The 25,175-nt window shown below is 48.3% G+C and carries 21 protein-coding genes and 10 tRNA genes; 14 read left to right on the top strand and 17 right to left on the bottom strand.

Annotation, left to right across the window (positions count from 1 at the left end):
* Positions 1 to 177: 177 nt before the first annotated feature.
* Positions 178 to 268 (bottom strand) — tRNA-Ser (locus BZJ17_RS04700).
* A gap of 181 nt (positions 269 to 449) precedes the next feature.
* Here BZJ17_RS04700 and BZJ17_RS04695 point away from each other — a divergent pair.
* On the top strand, positions 450 to 809 hold the full coding sequence (locus BZJ17_RS04695; RefSeq protein ID WP_077455976.1) for a HopJ type III effector protein: 360 nt from the start codon (positions 450 to 452) through the stop codon (positions 807 to 809).
* 52 nt (positions 810 to 861) lie between these two features.
* On the opposite strand, the gene BZJ17_RS04690 is transcribed toward BZJ17_RS04695, so the two are convergent.
* Positions 862 to 1,839 (bottom strand): arginine deiminase-related protein, encoded by a 978-nt coding sequence (locus BZJ17_RS04690; RefSeq protein WP_077639934.1) that lies wholly within the window; start codon positions 1,837 to 1,839, stop codon positions 862 to 864.
* A gap of 338 nt (positions 1,840 to 2,177) precedes the next feature.
* Here BZJ17_RS04690 and BZJ17_RS04685 point away from each other — a divergent pair, with 338 nt between their 5' ends.
* The gene (locus tag BZJ17_RS04685; RefSeq protein ID WP_077639933.1) at positions 2,178 to 4,082 is read left to right on the top strand and encodes a diguanylate cyclase; all 1,905 of its coding nucleotides are present in this window, start codon (positions 2,178 to 2,180) and stop codon (positions 4,080 to 4,082) included.
* A gap of 13 nt (positions 4,083 to 4,095) precedes the next feature.
* Here BZJ17_RS04685 and BZJ17_RS04680 read toward each other — a convergent pair whose 3' ends face one another.
* Positions 4,096 to 5,070, bottom strand: coding sequence for a hypothetical protein (locus BZJ17_RS04680; protein ID WP_077639932.1), 975 nt, complete (start codon positions 5,068 to 5,070; stop codon positions 4,096 to 4,098).
* Positions 5,071 to 5,267: 197 nt separating this feature from the next.
* Here BZJ17_RS04680 and BZJ17_RS04675 point away from each other — a divergent pair, with 197 nt between their 5' ends.
* Positions 5,268 to 6,227: a sensor domain-containing diguanylate cyclase gene (locus BZJ17_RS04675; RefSeq protein ID WP_077639931.1), complete on the top strand. Its 960-nt coding sequence runs from the start codon at positions 5,268 to 5,270 to the stop codon at positions 6,225 to 6,227.
* A 17-nt stretch (positions 6,228 to 6,244) separates the two neighbouring features.
* Here BZJ17_RS04675 and BZJ17_RS04670 read toward each other — a convergent pair.
* The 5 genes from BZJ17_RS04670 to BZJ17_RS04650 form a co-directional block, all read right to left on the bottom strand.
* A tRNA-Gly gene (locus tag BZJ17_RS04670) sits at positions 6,245 to 6,320 on the bottom strand.
* Positions 6,321 to 6,465: 145 nt separating this feature from the next.
* Positions 6,466 to 6,542, bottom strand: a tRNA-Met gene (locus tag BZJ17_RS04665).
* Positions 6,543 to 6,579: 37 nt separating this feature from the next.
* Positions 6,580 to 6,655: transfer RNA gene (locus tag BZJ17_RS04660), tRNA-Gly, on the bottom strand.
* 34 nt (positions 6,656 to 6,689) lie between these two features.
* A tRNA-Met gene (locus BZJ17_RS04655) sits at positions 6,690 to 6,766 on the bottom strand.
* 29 nt (positions 6,767 to 6,795) lie between these two features.
* A tRNA-Cys gene (locus tag BZJ17_RS04650) sits at positions 6,796 to 6,869 on the bottom strand.
* Positions 6,870 to 7,267: 398 nt separating this feature from the next.
* On the opposite strand from BZJ17_RS04650, the gene BZJ17_RS04645 reads away from it, so the two are divergent.
* The gene (locus tag BZJ17_RS04645; protein ID WP_077639930.1) at positions 7,268 to 8,776 is read left to right on the top strand and encodes a M28 family metallopeptidase; all 1,509 of its coding nucleotides are present in this window, start codon (positions 7,268 to 7,270) and stop codon (positions 8,774 to 8,776) included.
* A gap of 33 nt (positions 8,777 to 8,809) precedes the next feature.
* Here BZJ17_RS04645 and BZJ17_RS04640 read toward each other — a convergent pair whose 3' ends face one another.
* The 3 genes from BZJ17_RS04640 to BZJ17_RS04630 all read right to left on the bottom strand — a co-directional run bounded on the left by BZJ17_RS04640 (position 8,810) and on the right by BZJ17_RS04630 (position 11,503).
* Positions 8,810 to 9,382 (bottom strand): alpha-ketoglutarate-dependent dioxygenase AlkB, encoded by a 573-nt coding sequence (locus BZJ17_RS04640; protein ID WP_198534095.1) that lies wholly within the window; start codon positions 9,380 to 9,382, stop codon positions 8,810 to 8,812.
* Between the two features lie 116 nt (positions 9,383 to 9,498).
* On the bottom strand, positions 9,499 to 10,107 hold the full coding sequence (locus tag BZJ17_RS04635; RefSeq protein WP_077639928.1) for a 2OG-Fe(II) oxygenase: 609 nt from the start codon (positions 10,105 to 10,107) through the stop codon (positions 9,499 to 9,501).
* A 115-nt stretch (positions 10,108 to 10,222) separates the two neighbouring features.
* Entirely contained in the window at positions 10,223 to 11,503 is a 1,281-nt protein-coding gene (locus tag BZJ17_RS04630; RefSeq protein WP_077639927.1) for an FAD-binding oxidoreductase, read from the bottom strand.
* A gap of 296 nt (positions 11,504 to 11,799) precedes the next feature.
* Here BZJ17_RS04630 and BZJ17_RS04625 point away from each other — a divergent pair, with 296 nt between their 5' ends.
* The 7 genes from BZJ17_RS04625 to BZJ17_RS04595 all read left to right on the top strand — a co-directional run bounded on the left by BZJ17_RS04625 (position 11,800) and on the right by BZJ17_RS04595 (position 20,421).
* Positions 11,800 to 12,843, top strand: coding sequence for a spermidine/putrescine ABC transporter substrate-binding protein (locus BZJ17_RS04625; RefSeq protein WP_077639926.1), 1,044 nt, complete (start codon positions 11,800 to 11,802; stop codon positions 12,841 to 12,843).
* Between the two features lie 232 nt (positions 12,844 to 13,075).
* Positions 13,076 to 14,086 (top strand): low-specificity L-threonine aldolase, encoded by a 1,011-nt coding sequence (gene ltaE / locus BZJ17_RS04620; protein WP_077639925.1) that lies wholly within the window; start codon positions 13,076 to 13,078, stop codon positions 14,084 to 14,086.
* Positions 14,087 to 14,268: 182 nt separating this feature from the next.
* A complete protein-coding gene (locus tag BZJ17_RS04615) occupies positions 14,269 to 16,659 on the top strand; it encodes an ATP-binding protein (protein ID WP_077639924.1) in 2,391 nt (796 codons plus the stop codon).
* A gap of 233 nt (positions 16,660 to 16,892) precedes the next feature.
* Entirely contained in the window at positions 16,893 to 17,123 is a 231-nt protein-coding gene (locus BZJ17_RS04610; RefSeq protein WP_077455986.1) for a FeoA family protein, read from the top strand.
* Positions 17,120 to 19,447, top strand: coding sequence for a Fe(2+) transporter permease subunit FeoB (gene feoB, locus BZJ17_RS04605; RefSeq protein ID WP_077639923.1), 2,328 nt, complete (start codon positions 17,120 to 17,122; stop codon positions 19,445 to 19,447). Before BZJ17_RS04610 ends, feoB begins: the two co-directional genes overlap by 4 nt.
* Complete coding sequence (locus BZJ17_RS04600; RefSeq protein WP_069589117.1) at positions 19,398 to 19,619, top strand: FeoC-like transcriptional regulator; 222 nt, start codon at positions 19,398 to 19,400, stop codon at positions 19,617 to 19,619. The genes feoB and BZJ17_RS04600 overlap by 50 nt, the downstream gene beginning before the upstream one ends.
* A gap of 172 nt (positions 19,620 to 19,791) precedes the next feature.
* Positions 19,792 to 20,421: a Fic family protein gene (locus BZJ17_RS04595; protein ID WP_077639922.1), complete on the top strand. Its 630-nt coding sequence runs from the start codon at positions 19,792 to 19,794 to the stop codon at positions 20,419 to 20,421.
* A 61-nt stretch (positions 20,422 to 20,482) separates the two neighbouring features.
* On the opposite strand, the gene BZJ17_RS17275 is transcribed toward BZJ17_RS04595, so the two are convergent.
* The 6 genes from BZJ17_RS17275 to BZJ17_RS04570 form a co-directional block, all read right to left on the bottom strand.
* Positions 20,483 to 20,635, bottom strand: a complete 153-nt coding sequence (locus tag BZJ17_RS17275) for a hypothetical protein (RefSeq protein WP_198534092.1) — start codon at positions 20,633 to 20,635, stop codon at positions 20,483 to 20,485.
* Between the two features lie 191 nt (positions 20,636 to 20,826).
* A tRNA-Leu gene (locus tag BZJ17_RS04590) sits at positions 20,827 to 20,913 on the bottom strand.
* Between the two features lie 38 nt (positions 20,914 to 20,951).
* Positions 20,952 to 21,027: transfer RNA gene (locus BZJ17_RS04585), tRNA-Gly, on the bottom strand.
* Positions 21,028 to 21,174: 147 nt separating this feature from the next.
* Positions 21,175 to 21,251, bottom strand: a tRNA-Met gene (locus BZJ17_RS04580).
* 24 nt (positions 21,252 to 21,275) lie between these two features.
* Positions 21,276 to 21,349: transfer RNA gene (locus tag BZJ17_RS04575), tRNA-Cys, on the bottom strand.
* Between the two features lie 219 nt (positions 21,350 to 21,568).
* Positions 21,569 to 22,156 carry a TfoX/Sxy family DNA transformation protein gene (locus BZJ17_RS04570; RefSeq protein WP_077639921.1) on the bottom strand — a complete coding sequence of 196 codons (588 nt, stop codon included), beginning with the start codon at positions 22,154 to 22,156 and terminating at the stop codon, positions 21,569 to 21,571.
* Between the two features lie 282 nt (positions 22,157 to 22,438).
* On the opposite strand from BZJ17_RS04570, the gene BZJ17_RS04565 reads away from it, so the two are divergent.
* The 3 genes from BZJ17_RS04565 to BZJ17_RS04555 all read left to right on the top strand — a co-directional run bounded on the left by BZJ17_RS04565 (position 22,439) and on the right by BZJ17_RS04555 (position 25,108).
* On the top strand, positions 22,439 to 23,026 hold the full coding sequence (locus BZJ17_RS04565; protein WP_069589113.1) for an LON peptidase substrate-binding domain-containing protein: 588 nt from the start codon (positions 22,439 to 22,441) through the stop codon (positions 23,024 to 23,026).
* Positions 23,027 to 23,159: 133 nt separating this feature from the next.
* Positions 23,160 to 24,083 carry an HDOD domain-containing protein gene (locus tag BZJ17_RS04560; RefSeq protein ID WP_077639920.1) on the top strand — a complete coding sequence of 308 codons (924 nt, stop codon included), beginning with the start codon at positions 23,160 to 23,162 and terminating at the stop codon, positions 24,081 to 24,083.
* A 119-nt stretch (positions 24,084 to 24,202) separates the two neighbouring features.
* Positions 24,203 to 25,108 (top strand): lysine exporter LysO family protein, encoded by a 906-nt coding sequence (locus BZJ17_RS04555; RefSeq protein ID WP_077639919.1) that lies wholly within the window; start codon positions 24,203 to 24,205, stop codon positions 25,106 to 25,108.
* The last annotated feature ends 67 nt before the right edge of the window (positions 25,109 to 25,175 follow it).

The raw sequence follows: 25,175 nt of genomic DNA, 5'->3' as shown, positions 1-25,175 counted from the left end.
TTGTAGCTTGTAATCAGGTTTCCTGTCTAAATCAAAAACGCGGCCAAGCAGTGTAATACCCGTCTTACGGTATCAAATAGGAAGATGTAGGATCGGAACAAGGTGCGGAATATGTTGATGGGATCTGTCTTTACACGATCAAAAAAGCCGCTGAGTAATCAGCGGCTTTTCGGTATGTGGCGGAGGGATAGGGATTTGAACCCTAGAAGGGCTATTAACCCTTGCCGGTTTTCAAGACCGGTGCTTTCAACCGCTCAGCCATCCCTCCGAACAGGTTTGTATATTAATGATGGCCTTTCGCAATGTAAAGTACTGCAACACTATTTTTCGTTTAAGTGATGGATATTTATCCATTATTCGCACGCAGTGACTTCACATCGGAGGAGCAAGTTGGTACAACGTGTCTATCCTCCATGAAGAGGCCGCGTTTTAATAACTCAGGAACAGACATGACCATAGATAGTTTTCTCGTCAAAATCACAAAGACACCCGAGATGGTGACGTTTGATGAGACCTTGGCCGTGATCGATGCACATTACGATTACGCCCCGACGCGCTTTACTAATGGCAATCTCGCCAATAAAGCGGGCCAAAATACCGGTTCGTGTAAAGTATTGGCATTTTGCCAACTGCACGAGTTAACCGAAGAGCAAACCCTTGCGTGTTTTGGCGGGTATTATCGTGAGGATGTGCTCAGCAACCCATCAGGCAACGACCACCAAAACATCCGTAATTTTATGGTCACCGGTTGGAAAGGTGTCGACTTCGACAAGATGCCACTTAAAGCGAAAACAGGTGTGCATTCATAACTCATAAAAACGGCGATCAAATGATCGCCGTTTTTGCATGCTTCGTGACAATCTAAACAGTTTGGTGCCGAGGCAGGAAGATTTCACCCATCATACAACGCACACTCCCTCCGCCGACGGTTTCAATGGTGTTTACATCAATCGGCACCAGCTTGCCAAATTGACGTAAGGTGCGCTTTTGATCTTCAGTAAACGCACTATACGCAGAAAGGGACATCACAATTAACGACTCACCGTGACGGTTACGTAGCTGCAAAATATTGCCACACAGTTGATTCATCTGTGCCTCGCTGATTGAAACCAAGGTTTTGTCTTCGGCGAGCGTATTACACACGAGCTCACGTTGAGCTGGCTCGATAACCTCGTCACACACCACTGCAAACGCTTCCCCCACCGCCATCATGACATTGGTGTGATACACAGGGTTGCCATCGCTCATTTCCGTGTTGAAGCTGACAACTTGACGCATTCCCACTTTGGCAGCCCATTCGGTCAACAAAATGCTGTCACAGCGGTGAGAAAGCGCTGCATAGACACGCTGGTTTAGGTGATCAATCACCATCGCACCCGTACTTTCTAAAAACGCTTCGTCTTTGTCATGACACTTTACTTTGTGCACATGGTTAACGGCGTAACCCGCTTTATCAAGGGCCGCCATCAAACGCTCAGGCTTCACTTCAAGTTGACGGTTAGGACATGCCATCGGGTACAGATACAGTTCACCGCTTGGCAATGTACTAAACCAGTTGTTAGGAAACACGGCATCAGGCGTGGCTGGGTCGGAGTCTGGATACTCCATCACCACGACATCAATACCATGGCGACGTAGCGTCATCACCATATTATTAAACTCTGCCATGGCGCGCGTTTTCACTTCCTCATCAGGCAAAGCCAACGCATGCTGGAAACCATTATCTTCACTGGTTTGTGCATTAAATTTAAAGTGCACAGGTGGCACCATGACCACCGCAGACGCTGCGTGTGGATGTGTAAGCGGATATTGGGTATCGCAGCTCGCTAAAAACGCCATAAGCAAACCTTCCAAAACAACATGATTAAAAGAGTATAGATGGCCTGTCGCGTACACGATCACTTGTCAGTGCACACTGGCCAGAATGCTTGATAAATTTGATAACCGCAGGAAAATATCATTGAAACAACTCTTTTACAAACGGAGTTTTTTTGATGCGGCCTGATAACGCGAAATGCGGCGATATTGCCGGCTTCGTGTTGGATTTATGCCATAGCTACCGGCATTACACCTCGAAATATCATCAGGGGCTAACGCGAGGTCTCAATGCACGCTCCATTAGGCAGATAAGCCTGCTATGCTGTACCAATACGTGCTTTCGAGCTGGGCCATGACGCATGAACAAAATTTTCAAGGATCTGACCTTTTATAAGTATTTTTCCGTCTTCTGTTTCTTCGGGCTTTTTGTCGTCAGCATGACGAATGTAATTAACTATTATCATCTCAACCTAATGTCGCAAAGCATCCTGCGCGATCAGATAGATTTTCAATTTGGTCGTGTGGAGAGCGCAACACAGTCGTTGGTCGGTACCACAGAACGAGCCGTGTCTAGCTTAGCGGCCAGCCCCTTTTTGTCCGAATATATCAACGCCAAATCTGAAGTCACGCAAGCACCGCTCGAAGCACATATGCTGGGTTTAGCCAAGGCAAATCCAAGCATCTTTCAACTTCGCTTCCTAGATGCCAATGGCAATGAAATTGTTGATGTTTATCGACCAAATACTGAGAACAATTACAAAATCGAGCTACCCGAACAGCTTCAAAGCAAATCCGATCGTAATTACATGCGCGAAATGTTACGCACTCCTGATGGAGAGTTTTATTACTCTGCTATCAATCTCAACAAGGAGTTTGGTGCTCTCGAGCGCCCTATCCGACCAACATTGCGCATCGCTACCCCTGTTTCTGTCGGTGAGAATGCGCGACGAGCAGGTTATGTGATCGCGAACATGGATGCGAGATATTTGCTCAGCATTTGGGTCAGCAATGAAAACTTAGATCTTTATATACTTGATAAAGATGGGTTCTTTATTGCTTCTAGCGATAGTGAACTCAACTTCAACAGGTTTATCAATAAGTCGACGGAAACACAACGGCGCGCCGAACGCGTGAGCAGTGAATTGCTTTCCCCTAGTCAAGACATTTATACCTTTACACTCACGGATCTTATCCCTAACGATGCACAACTCACGCTTTATGCTAGGGCCTCTTCGGGTTATGTCGAGGCACTCCATAGAGAAGCCGCAACCAGTGCGTTGCAGTCTATTGCTTTACTGCTTTTGGCATCGCTACCTATCGCTATCTTGTTTTCTTCTTCATTAACAAAAATGGCAATGAAGCTTCGCTCCAATATTAGAGAAAAAGAACGGTTTGCCACTATTATTGATCGCTATATTCCCATTCTAGAGACCACCAAAGAAGGCGTGATTAAAGACTGCAATGAAGCCATGATCAACCTCTCTGGGTACAAGCGAAGAGAACTACTGGGAGCATCCGTGTCTATCTTGCAGCATAAAGATGCAAAGCCGGAGGATTTTCATGATCTTTGGGATACATTGAATAGCGGCTCGGACTGGAAAGGCGAATTTCAAAATCAGACCGCGCAAGGAGACGATTTTTGGTTGTATACACACATCACGCATAACAAGGATGAACAAGGCAACACCATCAGCTATCTCGCCATTTCTAATGACATCACCGATAGCAAGCGTCTTGCTCGTCGAGCAGAATTTGATGCAATGACAGGCCTGTATAATCGCTTGAAAGGAAATCATATTCTCGAGCATCACATTGAATTGGCAATGAAAGAAAACACGCCATTTGGGGTGATTTTATTCGATATTGATAACTTCAAACGTATTAATGATACCTATGGGCAAGAAGAAGGCGATATGATGCTAAAAGAGGTCGGTAGCTTGCTCTCCTATCATGCGCGACGAACTGATACTGTTGTTCGTTGGGAAGGCGAAAGTTTTTTAGTGATCTGTTCCAATGTCACTAGCCCCCAATGCAGCCAATTGGCCGAAACTATTCGCGCGGCGGTTGAATCACACTCTTTTAATGGCGAAGGGAAATCCATCACTATTAGTGCAGGTGTCGCAACCTTTACATATCCCGCGACAAGCAGCGAAATGCTCTCTATCGCTGATTTTAGACTTTACGAAGCCAAGCGAAAGGGGCGTAATTGTGTGGTTTCTGAACTGAATCAGTATTCGCCCAACGTTAGTGCACCGTCAAAGTAACTATAAGGTAGCGTCAACGAATCGGCACCCACTCTCGAGGAGGGGTTAGCCCCAACTGAGCAAACTCCGCTCTGCTGTAAATACCGGTGCCTTGGTGCCCGACAGAGATAGGGATATGATCAGCAGGCATACCAGCAAACACTTTATGGATGTAGACCGCAGCGTGAATGCCATGCTTTTCACCGTCTAACACATATCCACCAGCAGCCATACCTTCACCGACCGCCACTTTCCAAAAAGCAAAAACAGGATGCTTCGCGTTTTGGTTCGTCCAAGCAATCACTTGATTTGCATCGATATTTCTTCCCTTCCCATCGCGTAATGTTTGGTAGCTACCCACAAAAAGCACATCATAGTCATCCTCTAAGACTGCTTCCTTCCAATCTGGGAATGTTTTAAATCGCTTAATCTTAGTGACTGTTTGATTAAGTTTGGAGATAAGATCCGCTTGCTGTCTTAGATAGACAGTATTTATCTGCGCGGTGGGGCCATCATCAAAGATGATTTTGATATTTTTTATCGGTTGATTGTATAGCTGAATCACATCAGACAATGAGCGATAGAAATGAGGCCGCTCCAGTACACCAGTCACACGAATAGGTCCGTTGAGCTGCTCTATGAGTGGCTTGGGATTACCATTTACGCCAAGAAAAATGACATCAACATTCTCATTCTGCAACCTAGGCAGCATATGATTTAGTGCAATGTCATCACAAAGCAATACTACATCAGGCTTTACCTTTTTATAAAAGGCAAAAGCTTCGTCTGCTTTGCGTTGGTGCGCCGATACAGGTAGCTCTTTAGCGTTCATCTCAAAACGCGATACATGGATACTTTTGTCGAGTACCTTGTTCAGACCAAGAGTATAACTCTCGGTCCACGAAAATGTTTTATGGTAGCTATCAATGATTAGCAGCTTATGTGCCTGAGCCGATGCTTGGCTAAACACTCCCAAAGCCAAGACAACACCTAAAATCAACGCTTTCATTGAAAAACCTCTTATCTATCGTCTTATTAATGTAGCCAAATAATGATTAAACCTCTTGGTGATATTAAAAATACTGACGGTAATTCAATGTAATTGATTGAGTGATCATTAATGCAGAACTGGAGAACAGCGATAGGTTTTTCACTTGGATTTTGCACTGGGGTCTATACTAAAAATTCAAGGACGGAGGATGAATAATGATACCGGCTAGGCCACCTGCCAATGAGGTACAAAGGCTTCATTTACTGCACGATCTAGGTATTTTGGATACTGGTCGTGAAGACAGATTTGAGCGCATTGTTCGCGTTGCTGCCTATATATCAGAGTGCCCCATTGTGGCGATCAGCTTGGTAGACGAGCATCGTCAGTGGTTCAAAGCAAAGCGTGGACTGGCGGTAAATCAGACAGGACGTTCAGAGTCCATTTGTGGACACGCAATCCACCAGCTAGAGCCACTGGTGATTAATGATACGTACCTTGATGAGCGCTTTGCCGACAACCCCTTAGTCACAGGCCCTCCCTTTATCCGCTTTTACGCCGGCTTCCCATTTAGTTTGGATAACGAGCACATTCTCGGCACCCTTTGCGTGATAGATAGACAACCTCGTGAGCTCGATGGCCCCTGCCAGCGCGCATTGGCAGATCTTGCGCACATTGTCGAGCACGAGTTGACCATGACCCAACAGAATGTACTGGACCCCTTAACCGGCCTGTTAAACCGACGCGGTTTTAAGCGAGAAATTAGCGAATACCTCAATGACGACTTGGTGATCGAGGATCGCTACACCCTATTGCACTTCGACGTTCGCCAACTCCACCAACTTAATCATGACTATGGTAAGCTCGCCGGCGATCAGATTCTCAAAACCTTTGCGCGTTGTCTGAATGATGTGTTTGATGATGTGGGCTGGATAGGACGTATAGAGGGGTGTGAGTTTGCTGCGTTATTGATACAACAAGATGCAGATGCCGTTGATAATCAGCTAGAACAACTATATAGCAGACTCTCACAACAGCTTTCTTCGTATCGGTACCCATTTAGTTATACCGCAGGGCTTGCGCACTTCAGTGCCGTTGACCATACGGTCACGTTGGAAACTATGTTGCTCGATGCTAGCAATGAAGTAAGACATTACCCATTACCAAGAGAAAGATAAGTGCTAAATAAGGAAATTGGAGCGACATACGAGGTTCGAACTCGTGACCTCAACCTTGGCAAGGTTGCGCTCTACCAGCTGAGCTAATGTCGCTTTGTKACAGGCGTTTATAACGCTTTARAAACTTGGTTGCGGTAGTCGAATTTGTCGCGGAATGCAATTCGCGCAATGYAATTGCGACGACCGCAGGTCTTATYGATAACCTTGCCTACGTTAATGACTTCACATACCTAAAATTTGGTTGCGGGAGCCGGATTTGAACCGACGACCTTCGGGTTATGAGCCCGACGAGCTACCAGACTGCTCCATCCCGCGTCCGTAACATCAATCATTGCTTGATGTGGGCAAAACTTGGAGCGACATACGAGGTTCGAACTCGTGACCTCAACCTTGGCAAGGTTGCGCTCTACCAGCTGAGCTAATGTCGCTTTGTCGCAAGCGTTTTATAACGCTTTATAAAATTGGTTGCGGGAGCTGGATTTGAACCAACGACCTTCGGGTTATGAGCCCGACGAGCTACCAAACTGCTCCATCCCGCGTCCGATTTTCACTCCGCCTAGTGGAAACATGGAGGCGCGTCCCGGAGTCGAACCGAGGTCCACGGATTTGCAATCCGCTGCATAGCCACTCTGCCAACGCGCCTTTCTTTTTGTTTCCGCCGCTGCGGTACGGGGAGGCATTCTACGGATTAACGTGATCGAGTCAACACTTATTATTTAAGAAAAGTTTCAACTGCCTGCTTTGTAAACGAAAAAGCCAAACTTCGCGCGATTTGATGCAGTTTTCAGCATTTTATCTCTGTTGTTATCAGCTCAGTCCGCGTTTCCTTTGTACAACTCTAGGGATAATTACCTCTACTCGCATAAAGTTGTCCTCCTACCTCCTCCTACGTTAAAAAACAAAATCATCACTATTAACAATTTTGTGACAACTAAACTATCCACTAATGGTTTTATCAATTTATCAACAAGTTATGTTTTTCCTCTACAGTAAGAAGGTCGCATGGAGTTTAGCGACCCTTATTCACTCAAGGAGGAACTATGCATTATAAACGCACGGCTCTGGCCGTTGTCCTTGCAACAAGCTGCACCTTCGCGCAGGCTGAAGATAAAAAAGTCTGGATCTCGATCGGCGCAGATGCACAACAAACTGCTTTGTCTTCTGGGGCACAGCCTTTATTAGCACAGTCAGTTGCTCATAATGGTCAAGCATGGATTGGTGAAGTCAGTGAATCTGAGTTAGCCGCCCTCTCCCACGAAATGCACGAAAACCATCACCGCTGCGGTGGTTATATCGTGCATTCATCCGCCCAAAGTGCGATGGCAGCGAGTAACATGCCACTTTCGCGCGCAAGCTTTATCGCTCCAGCAATTAGCCAGCAAGCGTTAGTGACCCCTTGGATTAGCCAAATTGATAGCGCACTCATTGTTAATACCATTGATCGCCTTACCGATTTCCCCAACCGTTTCTACACCACTACATCAGGTGCACAGGCTTCCGATTGGATAAAACAACGTTGGCAATCACTCAGTGCAGGGTTAGCCGGTGCGTCCGTCACTCAAATTTCACACAGTGGGTATAATCAAGCGTCGGTGATGTTAACCATAGAGGGCTCAGAATCACCCGACGAATGGGTCGTCGTTGGCGGGCATCTCGACTCGACGATTGGCTCACGCACCAATGAGCAAAGTATTGCGCCTGGCGCCGATGATGATGCCTCGGGGATTGCTGCTGTCACAGAAGTGATCCGCGTACTTGCTCAAAACAACTTCCAGCCCAAGCGGAGTATCGCATTTGTTGCCTATGCAGCAGAAGAAGTTGGATTGCGTGGTTCGCAAGACGTTGCCAACCAATTTAAGCAAGCGGGTAAAGATGTTCGCGGTGTCTTACAACTGGACATGACAAACTATCAAGGGTCTGCTGAAGACATTGTCTTTATCACCGACTATACCGACAATCAGCTCACTCAGTATCTCACGCAGTTGCTTGACGAATACTTGCCTACCTTAAATTACGGATTCGATACTTGTGGCTATGCCTGTTCCGATCATGCCTCGTGGCACCAAGTCGGCTATCCAGCTGCTATGCCGTTTGAAGCCAAATTTAATGACTACAACCCTAACATTCATACGCCGCAAGACACCTTGGCAAACAGCGATAGCGAAGGGGCTCACGCCGCGAAGTTCACTAAACTCGGTTTGGCCTATACGGTGGAGCTCGCGAACGCCGACAGCTCGCCCAATCCGGGTAACGAGCTGAAACTCGGAGAGCCCATCAATGGACTCTCTGGCGCTCGTGGGAATGAAAAGTACTTCAACTACCGGTTAGATCAATCCGGTGAGCTGGTGATCCGAACCTACGGCGGCTCAGGTGACGTGGACTTGTATGTCAAAGCCAATGGCGATGTCAGTACCGGGAACTGGGATTGCCGCCCTTATCGCAGCGGCAATGATGAGGTTTGCCGATTCGACAATGCAACGCCCGGTAACTATGCGGTCATGCTACGAGGGTACCGTACCTATGACAACGTCAGTCTGATTGTCGAGTAACCCCATAACCACTGCCGCTGAGCGGCAGTGGTTCTATTCTCTTGCTGAAGATGGCGTTATCCACCGGAAGGTTAAATTAATCCGAGCGCCCACGTTTTTTTGTGTTTTGGGTAGCGCATGTTGCCAATACGTTTGTGTCTGCCCTGCCATGACCAATAACGCGCCATGACTCAACAAAAGCTCGCGTTTTGCTTTACTTTGGGTATGACGGAATAAAAACCGTCGACTTGCGCCCAAACTCACCGATGCTATCGTCGGCTGCTCCCCTAATTCGGCTTCATCATCCTTGTGCCATCCCATGTAATCACTGCCATCTCGGTAGAGATTGAGTAATACAGTATTGAAACGAGCATGCGTGGCAGCTTCAACACGGGCTTTCAAACCCAATAGCTCAGGTGTCCAAGAGCGGGGAGATAATGTGAGTCCACTGTAGGTGTATGCATGATCGCCGTACCAAGCTAATAAACGCGGCTGCATCACGGTACGACCAAACATCGAAATGGGTAATTGTTGCCAAGGTGTGTGCTGATGCAATGCCGCCATTAGGTTATCGGCATCGGCCAATGGCAACCAATCTGGCTGCCAATGGACAGTCGCTTGTGGCATAGCAACGGCTTGCTGAGCGTCGAACTCGGCATGGTTAAAAAAGCTTTGCTGTTGCGGAGAACCCCTCATACTGACCGCYTACTGGTTATCACTCGTAGCTGTCAGTATGCAGTTTGTCAGCGAATTGGATCAACCCGATGACCACTCATGCCGTTAATGCGGTACCAACCCGCAATGCTAAACCGTTGTCGTTTCGCGGGTAGTACCTCGTGAGGAAACTCTTCCGATAAGAAGGTCACAAGGCGACCGGCCTGAGGCCATAATGTTTTCAGGTGGCTCCCATCAGCATGGTAAATAACGATTTCGCCCCCGTCCTCTTCACACCAGTCATGGTTCAAATAGAGCACTGTAGTGACTTTTCGGTTAGAGCGGCCTTTAAAGGCATCCACATGTTTGGCATAAAAATCACCGGGGTTATACTTGGCGAAATGCGCTTCATATTCAAAAAGACCAAGAAAGAGATGACGATTAAACGCAAGTTGCAGTTCAAACATCTTATCGAGTAACGCATCAATGGCTGGGGCATGGCCGCGCTCTAACCAATGGATCTTATCGGTGCGGATTTGGGTATTGGTATGTTGCTTCTGCTCGCGCCCAATACTGGCTTGCGTCCACTGCTCTGGCAAACATGCGTGTAAATCAGCCACTTCTTGTGCTGTTAAGAATTGGTCGCACACGCTTAGTCCGTGTGTCGCTAAATCATCAATGATGCTCAGAGTGTTCAAGCACTTACCCCCCGCTATTTGAAGGGCTACCTTACTGTCTTCCTAGCGGGGAGCAACACGAGATCTTTATCGTGACGACAAGTATTTTTAATCGTTAACGGTTTGTGCGTCGTGGTTATCCACCGAGTAGATCGGCAAGCTTCGCTTTCCAAATCGCGAGAGCCAATGCAGGGCTACGCAGCATTTTCGGGGTCGGGATCCAACCATGCTTCAAACGTGCAAACACATCAAAGCGACTGGCTTGTCCGTCCATCGCTTCGGCTATCACGCGTCCTGCAATATTCGTCAGTCCCACCCCATGACCTGTGTATCCATGTGCGGTATAAATATCTTGGCCGAGGTGATCAATGTGTGGCATGTAACTGCGCGTCACGGCAAACAACCCGCCCCAATGGTAGTCCATCTTCACATCGCCTAACTGAGGAAAAACCTTTGTCATTCGTTGGTGTAGACGTTGAGCGGAGTCTTTATACTCACGATTAAACGGGTGGTTCACGCCACCAAATAAGAGACGTCCGTCTGCGGTGGGACGGTAGTAATCAAGACAGTTGTTGAGATCAGACATGGCCATGCGATTAGTAATGGGCATGCGATCGCCTAATGGCTCGGTCACCGCAATAAAGGAAGCAACAGGGAGGACTTTCGCTTGCGCCTTACGTTCTAGGCCATCGAGATATGCATTACATGCCAGCAATATGCGGGGAGCATTCACGTCACCTTGAGGCGTACGAACGCAGTGAGTCGGCCCCTTCTTTATCGACTGCGCCGGACTGTGCTCGAAGATTTGCACCCCTAAATCCTGCGCAGCTTTCGCCAACCCGAGTGTGTAATTGAGGGTGTGAATATGCGCACTATTCGGGTCGTATAATCCCCCTAAATAGCGCTCCGTATTCGCCACTTCTGCCACCTTAGCCTGATCCCACCATTGCGCTATCGGATACTGATAGTCACCTTGCTTTAAGGCATGCCAACTTTGTAACTCGGTTTGTTGTGCTTTGTTTAACGCCAGCTCAATGTATCCCGGTTGGAAGTCACAGGCTATCTGATGGGTATGAATCCTTTCACGCACGATATCAACCGCTTCAACGGAAAGGTCCCAAAGTTGCTTACCCCACTGCGCGCCATAGGTTTCATGTACCTCTCTGAGCCCGAGACAATATCCCACTAAGCATTGGCCGCCATTACGCCCAGAGCCACCCCACGCAATCGTCTTAGCATCCAATACAATCACTTGATAGCCGCGTTGGCGTAATTCAATCGCGGCGTTTAATCCGGTTAATCCGGCGCCAATGATACAAACATCGGCTTGGTGACTACCGGTTAAAGGCGGAAAAGATAACGACTGGTTTTGCGTCGCAACATAGTAATTGGTGTCAGGGCGGTACGTTTTGACCATGCTCTCAATGGTTACTCATTTAGGTGATTCAATAAATGGGGTACAAGCTCAAGGTGTCAGTGTAAAGCTTGCACACAAAGCGCGCTGATAGTCGCATTGTCGTGCGCGACTCGCAAGCCAAAAATGACCGGATACTGCCCAATAATTTGGGGGGTCACGCAAGGGTTATGCTACCGTTAGCGGAACGTTTCACGAAACGTGCTTTGGTTAAAAAAAAGTCATTGACACAAGGGCTGGGTGCAATATGATGCGCCCCGACGTGTACTCGGCCAGCAAGCCATTGAAGGACCATGATAATGAACAAAATCACTCACGGAATTACCGCGACCGCACTCGCACTTTCAGCTGTATTTGCAACTGGGGTCAGCGCTGACGATAAAGTATTGAATATCTACAACTGGGCGGAGTATATGCCCATGGATGTGATCAATGCGTTTGAAGAAGAATATAAGGTGACGGTCAATTACTCGACCTTTGAGAGTAATGAAGCCATGTATGCCAAGTTGAAGCTACTGAATGGAAAAGGCTATGACCTCGCTTTCGCTTCAACCTATTTCATCGATCGCATGATCAAAGAAGACATGCTGGCCAAAATTGATAAATCAAAGATCAGCCACTTCGATGAGCTACGTCCCGGCCTACTGGGTCAGCCGTTCGATAAAGCGAATGACTACTCCCTACCCTATGTTTTCGGTGTGACGGGTATCAGTTATAACAATCAGTATGTCGACGGGGGCAAAGTCACTAAGTGGGCCGATCTATGGCGTGATGACTTCAACGCGCAAGTGATGCTTCTCAACGATGTTCGTGATGTCTTTGGCATGGCGTTAAAAGCGCAAGGACACAGTATCAACAGCAAAGACGAAGACGAGATCAAGCAAGCGTACGAGTATCTTCGTCAATTGCGTGACAACGTTGTGGTCTATAACTCAGATGCGCCTCACGTTCCTTTTGTGACCGGTGAAGTGACTATTGGTCAGCAATGGAACGGCAACGCCTACATGGCACAGCAAGAAATTGATGGCATCGAGTTTGTTTATCCGCAAGAAGGCGCGATTCTCTGGATGGATAACTATATTATCCCTAAAAATGCGGAGAACAAGACGCTGGCTCATCAGTTCATCGACTTTATGTATCGTCCTGAAAATCAAGCCAAATTGGTCGAAGAGTTTGGCTATCCGGCCCCTAATACACGTGCGGCAGAGTACTTGGATGACGAACTGAAAGAAAACACCACCATTTTCCCTACTGATGATGCGGTCAACAGTGGCGAATTCACCGACGATGTAGGTGAAGCGGTGAAAATCTACCAAAAATACTGGCAGATGCTAAAAAGCTAATCATCGACGGAGAGCCTCACCTCTTTGGTATTCTCACCAAATGTCTAGGAAGCTCCCCCAGTAATTAATCAGGCCATGCCCACGGGTATGGCCTTTTTCGTGCGCGTATATTTGTCTATTCTTTTTCGTTGGGCCTCAAAGATAATCGCCGGTCTCGACTGCCAACCAACAAGCATTGTGTGTATTATTAGGCAACACGCTTGACGACCCTCACTCAGCAAGGATGTAATACATGATTGATTTTCGCTCTGATACCGTCACCAAACCCGACCAAGCCATGCGAGACGCGATGGCCAATGCCCCCGTCGGCGATGATGTCTATGGTGATGACCCAAGTATCAATGCATTAGAACGCTGGGCCGCAGAGCGCCATGGCTTTGATGCCGCCCTCTTTACCTCATCAGGTACGCAAGCCAACCTATTAGCGCTGATGTCGCACTGTGAGCGCGGTGACGAATACCTGTGTGGTCAGCAAGCACATAACTACAAATATGAAGCCGGTGGTGCAGCAGTATTAGGCTCTATTCAGCCTCAACCCATTGAAAATGCCCCAGACGGTACGTTGCCATTTGAGAAGCTTGCCGCAGCCATTAAACCTAATGACTTTCATTTTGCACGCACCAAATTGCTCAGTTTAGAAAACACCATCGGCGGCCGCGTTCTACCCCTTTCCTACTTGGCCGAAGCCCGCATGTTTTGCAACAAGCATCAGCTAAGCCTTCACCTTGATGGCGCACGTGTTTACAACGCGGCTGTGGCACTGGATGTCGATATTACCGCGATAAGCTGCCATTTCGATTCGATGACTGTTTGCTTGTCAAAAGGATTAGGCGCACCGGTTGGCTCTTTGCTATTGGGCTCGAAAGCCTTCATTGAAAAGGCTAGACGGCTACGAAAAATGCTGGGCGGAGGTATGCGTCAAGCCGGTATTCTCGCCGTTGCCGGACAAAAAGCACTCGAAGAAAATGTCGAACGTCTCGCTGAAGATCATGCTAATGCCCATTACTTAGCCAATAAAATCAATGAGATTGAAGGCTTTTCTACCCACAATTATGAGGTGCAAACCAATATTGTGTATGTTGATATTGCCGACAACATCGATCGGGTTCGTCTCAATATGCGCCTGATGGATAACGGCTTTCGAGTGAGTTTAAATGGCGCACCGGCTCGCTTTGTCACCCACAAAGACGTCAATCGCCAAGATATCGACGCATTGATAAACGCGATGAAAAAATCGCTCTAATCAGTCCTACTTTGACAACGTACTCAAAGGGCCTTCAATGGCCCTTTTTTCTGCTCATTTATTCACCACCCAGTATTAAACTGTGACCCTGTCGCGACTTTCTCCACCAGCATCACTAAAACAGTCACTTACACTCGCTACACTGAAAGCATCAATCGATAAAAGGCCAAATAGGATCGATTATGGCGACTACCGTGGTGAACAGCGAACGTTTGTATCGCGAATCTAGCTTTAAACACAGTGATATCACCTCAACGAAGCATCTTGCGCCGTTGGATGAGATTGTTGGCCAAGACCGAGCACGACATGCCGTTGAGTTTGCCATGTCGATCAAGGAAAAGGGCTATAACATTTACGCCATTGGTCAGAACGGATTAGGCAAGCGCACCATGGTGATGCGCTATTTAAACCACCATTGGAAAAATGATACGCCGATCCATGATTGGTGTTACGTCGCTAATTTCCAAGAAGCCCGCGCGCCTGAAGTTCTGAAGCTTCCAGCAGGGCGAGGAAATGAACTCAAAAAGCACGTTGAGCAGTTGATGGGAAAGCTCGCCAATGCGCTGCCGCTCGCATTCGACAACGAGATGTATTACCAGCGTGCGGAAACACTCAAAAACCAGCTCACCGAGCGCCAACAAACCGTGTTAAAAGCACTCAGCGATAGTGCAGAACAAAACAATGTTAGTTTGACGATCACCCCGCAAGGCGATTACCAATTTGTTGCCCTGAACGGCGAAGAGCCTCACACTGAAGACACCTTCGATGCACTCTCTCAAGAAGAGCAAATGGCATTCGGCAAGGTGATCGATAAACTCGAAACCGAACTGCGCAGTATTGTGCGTCAACTCGGCGAATGGGAAGAAGACTATGCGGAAAAGCAGCAAGCGCTGGATGAAGAAGTGGCGCGCGATGTGATTGCCGCCCAGATGAAACCCGTCACCAAAGCGTTTGCAGATCTTCCTGACGTGCTGGCATTTCTGGAGGCGATGCAAGCGGATATGCTAGAGCATCTGGATATCTTTCTCGAAGACAGCGAGGATCAAGCGGCACTTGCTTACGCCGCGCTCGATAAAAAACTGCCACGCCGCTATCAAGTTAATGTGCTGGTGAGCCAAGACGACAATCAAGCACCTGTCGTGGTGGAAGACAGTCCCAGTTATCACAACCTATTTGGTTATGTTGAAAATGCCACCTTTAAAGGTACGGTGTTTACCGATTTTTCGCTGATCCGTGCGGGCAGTTTTCACCGCGCCAATGGCGGCGTACTTTTGATGGATGCAATCAAGGTACTCGAAAAGCCTTACGTCTGGGACGGCATCAAGCGTGCCCTAAGCGCAAGGCAGCTCAGCGTGAGCGCCCTTGAACGCGAAGTCACCCTCAGTGGCACTGTGTCGCTCGACCCTGCCCCCATTCCACTTGATGTGAAAATCATCTTATTTGGTGATTACCAAACCTATCAGTTGCTACAACGCTATGATGCCGAGTTCAGCGAGCTATTTCGGGTGACCGCGGACTTCGAAGACGACATGCCACGTAACGACAGCACAGAACAACAGTACGCGAAGTTTATCTCCAGCATTATCCACGACGGCGGTTTGCTACACTGCAGTCGCGGTGCGATTGCGCGTATTATTGAGCACAGTGCCCGACAGGCCGAAGATCAAAATCGCTTGTCGCTGCACTCCGCTGATATTGCTAACCTTTTGCGCGAATCCAACTACTGGGCCACGCAAGCCAACGCCAATAGTATTCGTGCTCTGCATGTTGAAAAAGCCTTGGCAAGCCGCAATATGCGGGTGAGCCGCGTGCGCGATAGCATGATGCAGAACTTCGAAAACGGCGTCACCTTAATCAACACCACCGGCTCTGCGCTCGGTCAAATCAATGGCCTATCGGTGTTGAGCACATCCGACTTTAGCTTCGGACTCCCCAACCGAATAACGGCCACGACCGCTTATGGTGAAGGCGAAGTGCTTGATATTGAGCGTAGCGTTAAGCTCGGTGGACGAATCCACTCTAAAGGGGTGATGATCTTGTCCGCCTACCTCGCCACCCTCCTCGGCAAAACAGAGCAAATCCCACTCAAAACGCATATCACTTTTGAGCAATCTTACGGGGGCGTCGATGGCGACAGTGCGTCAATGGCGGAGTTTTGTGCGATTCTCTCGGCGATTACGGGCGTGCCCTTGCGTCAAGATCTGGCGATTACAGGCTCCATGAACCAATTTGGCGAGGCGCAGCCGATTGGCGGCGTGAACGAAAAAATCGAGGGCTTCTTTGATGTATGCACCATTAAAGGTCCCACGGAGCAGCAAGGGGTGATCATTCCCGCCGCCAATATCCAAAACCTAATGCTGCGAAAGGATGTAGTCCATGCGGTTGAGAAAGGCGAGTTTCATATCTATGCGGTCTCCCATGTGGCTGAAGCACTCTCGCTGCTTACCGGACAAAACGCAGGGTTTGGCCCAGATGCAATCACCACAGACAACCTCCTTGCAACCGCCAAAGCCAACTTAAATGATCAGCGGCGTAGAGCACAAAAAGAGTCATCATCGCATCACGCACGCTAACCTATTACTCGCTGGCAGTCGTTTGATTGCCAGCGAGTGAAATATTTTCTTACAAAGTTAGCGGCTAATTTTTGCTTTTTCCCTTCAGATACCTACCTCTTTGTCACCATTTCTTTCATCGTCTTACTTTCAGGACAAGATGCTCACTAAAAATTGCTTGATCCTAAGCAAGAAACCACGTGAAATTTAAGCGTAATATCCAATGCAAACCATTCTTATTTGGATCTCGCACTATGAAACTGTCGACTCTCGGTCGCGGCCAAGCCGCACGCATTACCAGTGTCCATCATGTGCCAGCTGTTATCCGCCATCGCCTTGCCGTCATGGGATTGATCCCGGGCACCGCCGTTGAGCTGGTTCGGCGAGCACCTTTGGGCGACCCATTGCAAATACGCCTCGACAACGAACAACTCATCGTCCGTCGTGAAATCGCCAAGCTAATCGATGTGGAGGCTATGTCATGAGTAAAACACGCATTCTTCTCGCCGGTAATCCCAACTGTGGTAAAACCACCTTGTTTAACGCATTGACAGGTTCTCGCCAAAAGGTCGGCAACTGGGCGGGCGTGACGGTGGATAAAAAAGTCGGCCAGCTCTCGCTCGATAATACTGAGGCTGAGATCACCGACTTACCCGGCCTATACGCGCTAAACGCTGGCTTTGACGCGAGTTTAGATGAGCAAATCGCTACCTTTTCGATTGATAGTCGTGACAGTGACGTCATTATCAACGTACTGGATGCCAACAGCTTGGAGCGCGGGCTGTACTTAACCCTGCAGTTGCGCGAGCGCGGTGTGCCTATGGTGGTGCTGATCAATAAAATGGATCTGCTCGATCGGAACGGACAACAACTGGATATCGCTAAACTGCAAGAGTGGTTAGGCTGTCCTGTCCTTACCGTCACCGCGTGCCAAGCCGACAGCGTCGCGACGTTTCGCCACCAGCTGTCCCATATTGTGAGCGATATCCCTCAGTGCGACGCCATGCAACTGAACTATGGTGAGCACATCGAAGCTTGGATACAAGCCCATCTTGGCGCCAGCTTTATTCGTACCGCAACCGCACAAGTGAACCAACGCGCGCACCTGTTAGAATGTCTCGAACGTGGTCGCCTACCTGATGGCAGTAACGAGGCGCAGCAACATATCTTTGCGCAAGCCTGCCAATCGCTTGCCGAGCATGATACCGATATTCTGATTGCCGATGCACGCTACAGCTATATCCGCGATTTGGTGCATGACACCCGTCGTGAGCATCGCCACTTAAGTCGCAATAATACTGAAAAGCTTGATAAGGTTATTCTTAACCCCTTCTTATCACTGCCTATTTTGCTTGCCGTGCTATACGCCATGTTTGTGTTTGCGATTAATATCGGCGGCGCATTTATCGACTTTTTTGATATTGCCGCTGGCGCAATTCTCGTCGATGGCACCCACCAGCTACTGGATGGGGTACTTCCGACCGCCATCGTCACCATTATCGCAGATGGCCTCGGCGGCGGGATACAAACTGTCGCGACCTTTATTCCCGTCATTGCGGGTTTGTACCTGTTCCTCACCGTTCTCGAAAGCACGGGATATATGGCACGCGCCGCATTCTTACTCGATGGTTTGATGCAAAAGATCGGCTTGCCGGGCAAGGCCTTCGTCCCTTTAATTCTGGGCTTTGGCTGCACGGTGCCGGCAGTGATGGCAACCCGTACCTTAGAACAAATCAATGAGCGCAAAACCGCGGCTACCATGGCTACCTTTATGTCCTGTGGTGCACGGCTGCCGGTGTACGCTTTATTTGCGGCCGCGTTCTTCCCACAACAAGGGCAAAACTTGGTTTTTGGCCTTTATTTACTGGGCATTGTGGTGGCGATCATCACCGGCCTGATTTTGCGTCACACTCTTTACCCCGGCCACAGTGAAAGCTTGCTCATGACGCTGCCAGACTATGAGTTGCCGCGATTACGCCATGTAATGAGCAATACTTGGCAGAAGCTACGCCGTTTTGTATTGGGTGCCGGTAAAACCATTGTACTGGTGGTAACCATTTTAACCTTCTTCAACTCGCTCGGCACAGATGGCACATTTGGACACGAAGACAGCGACACGTCCGTGCTGTCTAAAGCCGCGCAAGTCGTGACACCTGCCCTCGCCCCGATTGGTATCGAAGAAGATAACTGGCCGGCTACCGTAGGCCTTGTCACCGGTTTGTTTGCCAAAGAAGCCGTCGTTGGTACGCTTAATAACCTCTACGCCCCCTCAGATGTTGAGGAAGCCTCCACCACGATTGGTGATGCCTTACTAGAAGCGGTACAAAGCATTCCAGCCAACTTGTTTGATATTGATTTTAGTGATCCACTGGCGGTGAGCGTGGGTGATATCGATAATCCCGAATTGGCGGCAGAAGAGCAAGAAGTCAGTCTCGCCACATTCGATAACCTGCATCACCACTTTAGCTCCACCGCCAGCGTGCTGGCCTACTTGATGTTTATTTTGCTCTATACCCCCTGTGTGGCTGCGATGGGCGCTTACACTCGCGAGTTTGGTCGCCGTTTCGCCATGTTCATTGCCAGCTGGTCAATGTTACTGGCCGTCAGCGGTGCGACCCTATGCTTCCAACTCAGTCAGATCAGTGTTTCACCGGTTTCGGCTTCACTCTATATTGGCGGTATTTCGGCACTACTCATCGCGGTAGTTGCCGCAATGCGCTACATCGGTAAGCATCCTCATTGGTTTAAGGAGACCTATTATGATCCTGCAAAAGCTCAAAGCCAGTGTCACTCAGGCGGGTGTCATTAGTGCCGAGGCGCTTGCCAAAGAGTATGGTCTGACCCCGGACGGCGTGGACGCCATGATGGAAACGTGGATAAAACGGGGGACCATCGTTCGTCAGTGCCCCTGTCAGGATCCTGCCGATATTCATTATCGCTTGGCACATCACAATGAGATCCATTGCCTCAGCATGGTCTAACCCCTTCCCTTTTCAAGCAGCGTTTCGACGCTGCTTTTTTTACTCCTGTATCCAGCGTAAAGCCCATTGTCTATCCACTATACTTAAAGCCAATGGCATAACAGCCGGCGCCACCGTAACAGGGCGGATAAGGGCAAACGTTCATGGTTGTGGATAAGCAAGGAAGACCGGTATGACACGTTATGAGACGCAAGCCTCAGAGGCACAATATCAACCTGGCTCGAATGAGCAAGTCTTGCGTAACTTACTCGGTATCACACAATTGCACGACATAGAAGATATTGAGGCAGTGCTTTTGTCTAAACTCTACGAAAGGGTTTTTACCGGTGGACACTTTCCTCGCGCACTGCGCTTTAACACTATGGCCAGTTGGCACCGGCAATGGCTCGGGAACGTCTATTTGTGGGCCGGACAGGTGCGAAATGTCGAACTGAGCAAGGCGGGATTTCGCTTCACTTCACCGAAACAAATTGGTCCTTGTCTCACTCAGTTTGAACGAGATTACTTAACGGATTATCCCAACTTACCAACGATGACACGCACAGAGCTCATTCACTTTTTAGCGCAAAGCCATGTTGAATTCATTCTTATCCATCCATTCAGAGAGGGAAATGGACGCATTTCTCGCTTATTGATTGATGTGATGTGTCAAAAGGCAGGGATAGGGTTGCTAGATTATCGACTATGGGAGGAAAACAAAGATTTTTATATTGCCGCTATTCAGGCGGGCGTCGGTCATGATTACCAGCATATGGAACGCTTGGTAAAAGATATATTGCCACCCAGCTCCCCACAGGGTTAACAAGGTCATCGTCTATTGCCGATAACCATTGGCTTCTCGCCATCCTTATTGCAGTGAATGGCTAATCAGCCAATGCAAGCGCTTGGTACTTTTGTCGGTTTTCTTTTAATTTAGCTTCTACTTCTTCCGTAGTTGCTTGCGTTTCGATTGCCGTCGAGCTTGCCACCGCGCGATCAATCATTTTTTGTGTGACTTGTTTTGCTTTTTTTTGCATCACTGGCCTGTGCATACTGCCCTCGTTCGTTATGGTTAAATTTTAGGCAAAAAAGCATCCAAATTCAATGATGATATGTTTATCACTTAGACAATATTGTGACTGGGATAGGGCTTTTAACACAGCGTGCAAACTCGCCGTCCGTTAAACGCAAAAACGGCGACCAATCTGGTCGCCGTTTTCTTTTTTAATGGTGCCCCGGGCCGGACTTGAACCGGCACAGCGCGAACGCCGAGGGATTTTAAATCCCTTGTGTCTACCAATTCCACCACCGGGGCACACAATTCTTTCAGCCGCTTACGCCACTGTTGTAATTTGGAGCGACATACGAGGTTCGAACTCGTGACCTCAACCTTGGCAAGGTTGCGCTCTACCAGCTGAGCTAATGTCGCTTTTTAACAAGCGTTTTATAACGCTTTAGAAAACTGGTTGCGGTATCCGGATTTATCGCGGAATGCAATTCGCGCAATGCAATTGCGACTACCGTAGGTCGTGTTTAATAAACTTCAACCGGACAAACTATTTCTACAACCTAAAATTGGTTGCGGGAGCCGGATTTGAACCGACGACCTTCGGGTTATGAGCCCGACGAGCTACCAAACTGCTCCATCCCGCGTCCGTATTGTTTTAGCCAAGTGCATGGAGGCGCGTCCCGGAGTCGAACCGAGGTCCACGGATTTGCAATCCGCTGCATAGCCACTCTGCCAACGCGCCTTTACGTTTCACCTCTCGGCTAAGTGGTTTGAATTCTACATAACTTTTTTCGCCTGTCACGTATAAATTGCACTTTTATGGTTTAACCGTCGATTATTTATCCAAGCGTCACATTTTTCGCACAATCTGAGTATATTCGCGCCACCCGCCTCACTTTGCTGGACCCTAAACATAAAAAAGCCGACCTATTCGGTCGGCTGTGTACGCGAAAAATGGGTATTAAACAGCGGCAAGTAAACGATCGCGCTCTTCTTTTTCAATCAGCTTCCAGTGACAACCTTGTTGCGCGCCGGCAAATTTCCACAACAGACTGACGTCCACATCTTTGCCATGAGTCATCTGCACACGACGAAACAGCTCCTCGGGCGTAAGCTGATTAAATGTGCGCACATCTTCAACGCCCGATTTCTTCAACATGCGCTCAATGGTCAATCGCAGGTTAGGCAGGTCGCGAAGTCGTCGGCTCTCTAAGCTCTCTTTGCGTTTTTTATCTGCCACGGCAATATCAATCGATGTTTTGACAAGCTGACCTAATTCGGGATCGTCTTGGATGTATAAGCTGGTAATTTCGTAATAATTAACAACCGCGGTTGAACTCTTTTTGACATGAACAAATTTGCGACAGGTTTTATCGAGTAGTCTTTCTGATAACGCGCCACCGCCTCGCAAATACAGTCGCTTATCTGTCAGCAACATAAACATCGCGCCGTCGTAGAAAAACCCTGTTCCGCCAAACATTGAGCGTTGTTCCATTGCACCGAAGTTGCTCAAGTACTTAACAATATGGGCTTTAAATACCACACTCATCGGTAACTCCTATTTCTCTCCTGAGCGAAAAAGTGGTGACCAAAAACGCGGTCACCAAGCCTAATAATTCGACACGCGAAATAGTGCATGATGTGAATATGAAATTCTATGCATTAGATCACTGTACAGAAATTTGACCCCTAAAAAGACATGGAATTATCAAGGGTATTTTAACAAGCATTCGTATTTCGTTTTAAACAGACAGGAATAGTGATGAAGACTTAACCAAGTTAGCTAAGTGCGCTAAATTTAAAGAAAGGATGTTTTCTACTCGAGGATACGATGTCAACGAAGCCCGTATTAATTAAAACCAGTCACTTACTCCCCGGAGGCTTGCACACTTATATTGTGCCAGAAGCCTTTTACCTAAGTGTGCTATCGCAAGCGGGTAACCCGCCTGAACTTCTGATTGCGATGCAAGAAGAAGGGTGCGAGCTCGAGACACCCAGTGCGATTTCTCCCATCGTGACCCTCTGCCACGTTGCGGATTTTGATCGCCACGATACCCATCATATGGCGCTAACACTGCAAGGCATCGAATGTGTAAAAGTCGAATCGATTACACTGGGTGACAATGACGTAAAGCTAGGCACGTATTCGCCACTCCCCCAATGGCGACAGCAAAATACACCACAGGAATATGAATATTTAAGCAACAAACTTGCGCAATACTATCGTTCCAACCCTGCATTACATCACCATTTTAACCTCGCGCAATATGACGAACTTGGATGGGTGTGTTTGCGTTGGCTCGAGCTGCTGCCTATTGAAGTCAAACAAAAACAGCTATTGCTGTCACAACCTAGCCCAAATCAGGTCGCGGAGTTTATCGATAAATTGCTACGTTACCCGCTCGAAAACGACGAGTAACGCTAGCACCCACTCCAAGTTGTTCAAAGTATCAACAAAGGAACGGAAAAAACGAGTAATCCACGTGTTCGCGGTTCTCTTTCCTGTGCGTCCGCATTACCATACAAGACGGTAAAAAATAGAATCAGGACTTATGGACCATCTGTCATTCTTTTGGGTCTCCCCCGATCGCGATAAATACTTACGCGGCATAGAAACTGAGTTTTACAAACGCGCCGTTGAAACCATCCGTGTCAATCGCCTTGCCCTTCCTCCTTTACCGGATGTCGTTCTGTCAATCCAGCGCGCCAGCAAACAGCCTCATACCACGATGCGCGACATTGCCAACTTATTGATCGATGATCCTAGCCTCTGCGGTGCGGTACTCAAGGCGGCAAACTCCGCTTTATTTGCACCGCGGGCCACCGGCAAATGCAAAGATATCCAAACCGCGGTTTCCCGATTAGGAATCGACCGTGTGCTAGGGATCGTGACCGCCGCAGCCATTTATCAATTAAAAAGCCAAGCCAAATTTGGCCCACAGTGCAATCACATTTTGAAGCGAAGCGCGCAAAAATCCCGTGAATTTGCGGCTGCTATGGCGTTAGTGACTCAGAAAATCCATAGCTATTGTGATGAGCCCTTGTCGGTTGAGCCAGAAAAAGCCTTAATCATTGGCCTACTCGCTGATATTGGTTTGTACAGCATCATTGGCGAATTCCAACGTTTTCTCGATGAAGGCCACTACCTTAAGTTTGATATTGCCGAACAAGTATTCTTCAACTTATCGGGCGATTGCAGTCGACTCATCCTTCAAAACTGGCACTTTGAGCGTGATTACATTGAAGTGGCAATTAATACCAAGCTATACACACAGGCTCGCCCAGACATTACCTATTTAGATATTGCACGCATGGCGAATCACTTGCTCATGTTCCGTAACCATGATGACGCTATTGACGACCATGACGTTGAACTCACCGCGCCCGGGGCTGAAGCCCTTTATGAACTGTCTAACTTGAACGAGTTGGAGTTTACCCGTGAGCTTGACGCTGTCATCGAAGCGAGCAGTATCTAACATCAATACGCCTATCACGCTGTGGTGTGATTCCATATCACAGCTGTCTGATTTTATTGACCAGACTATTAACCGATTGATAACCTCGATGGACTCTTTCTTTATTGTGAGCAAAATCGATGTTCTCAGGGATGTTACTGATCTTTTTACCCCTTATCGTGGGCTACCTCATACCCCTTAAGCGGCCTCAGCATGTTCATTGGGTTAATACGCTAACCGTCCGACTGGTGATCGTGATTTTATTGCTGATGGGCCTGAGCTTAGCTGCTCTCGACAACCTAGGGAGTAACATTTCCACTATTGGTGTCTACGCGGCAACCTTCTTTGTCTGTATTGGGGGAGCCAACCTCCTCGCGTTACCGATTTTAGATAAAATCTGGCCGACGGATACGCAGGGCCATCAACACAAACTAAAGCTAAGTACCATGATGTCTGAATCTGGCAAACTGATAGCCGCCGTCTTCGTGGGGCTCGCCGTTGGCCTGATCGTAGAAATGGACTTATCTTGGGTCGATACCGCCAGCGAGATCATTCTGCTACTTCTGCTGTTTTTGATTGGTATTCAATTACGCAATAGTGGCATGACCCTTAAACAAATTGTGCTGAATAAAAAAGGCGTGGTGATCGCCGCGCTCATCGTCATCACCTCACTGCCGGGTGGTTTATTGGCCGCATGGTTACTCGATCTGCCCTATCATCACGGCCTTGCGATGGCATCCGGGTTCGGATGGTATTCATTGGCAGGGATCTTAATGGGGGATGGGCTCGGTCCCGTCTATGGTGGCGCTTCATTTATTGTCGAACTTGCCCGCGAGCTGGTAGCCATTATGTTGATCCCCATGATTATTAGCCGTTATCCACTCACGGCGATTGGCTATGGTGGCGCAACCGCGATGGACTTTACCTTGCCCATTATTCAAAGCACTGGCGGGATTCGCTGTGTGCCGATTGCGATCGTTAGCGGCTTTATTTTAAGTCTGTTGGTTCCGGTACTAATGCTATTTTTTCTCTCCCTCGGCGCATAACGCCCCTCACCTTTTCTCCTCGGGGCAAATACACATAAAAAAAGGAGAGCCATCGGCTCTCCTTAAT

The organism is Salinivibrio sp. IB574 (genome assembly GCF_001996205.1).
In the GTDB taxonomy this organism is placed as follows: domain Bacteria; phylum Pseudomonadota; class Gammaproteobacteria; order Enterobacterales; family Vibrionaceae; genus Salinivibrio; species Salinivibrio proteolyticus.
This window is presented reverse-complemented; position numbering and strand designations above follow the sequence as displayed.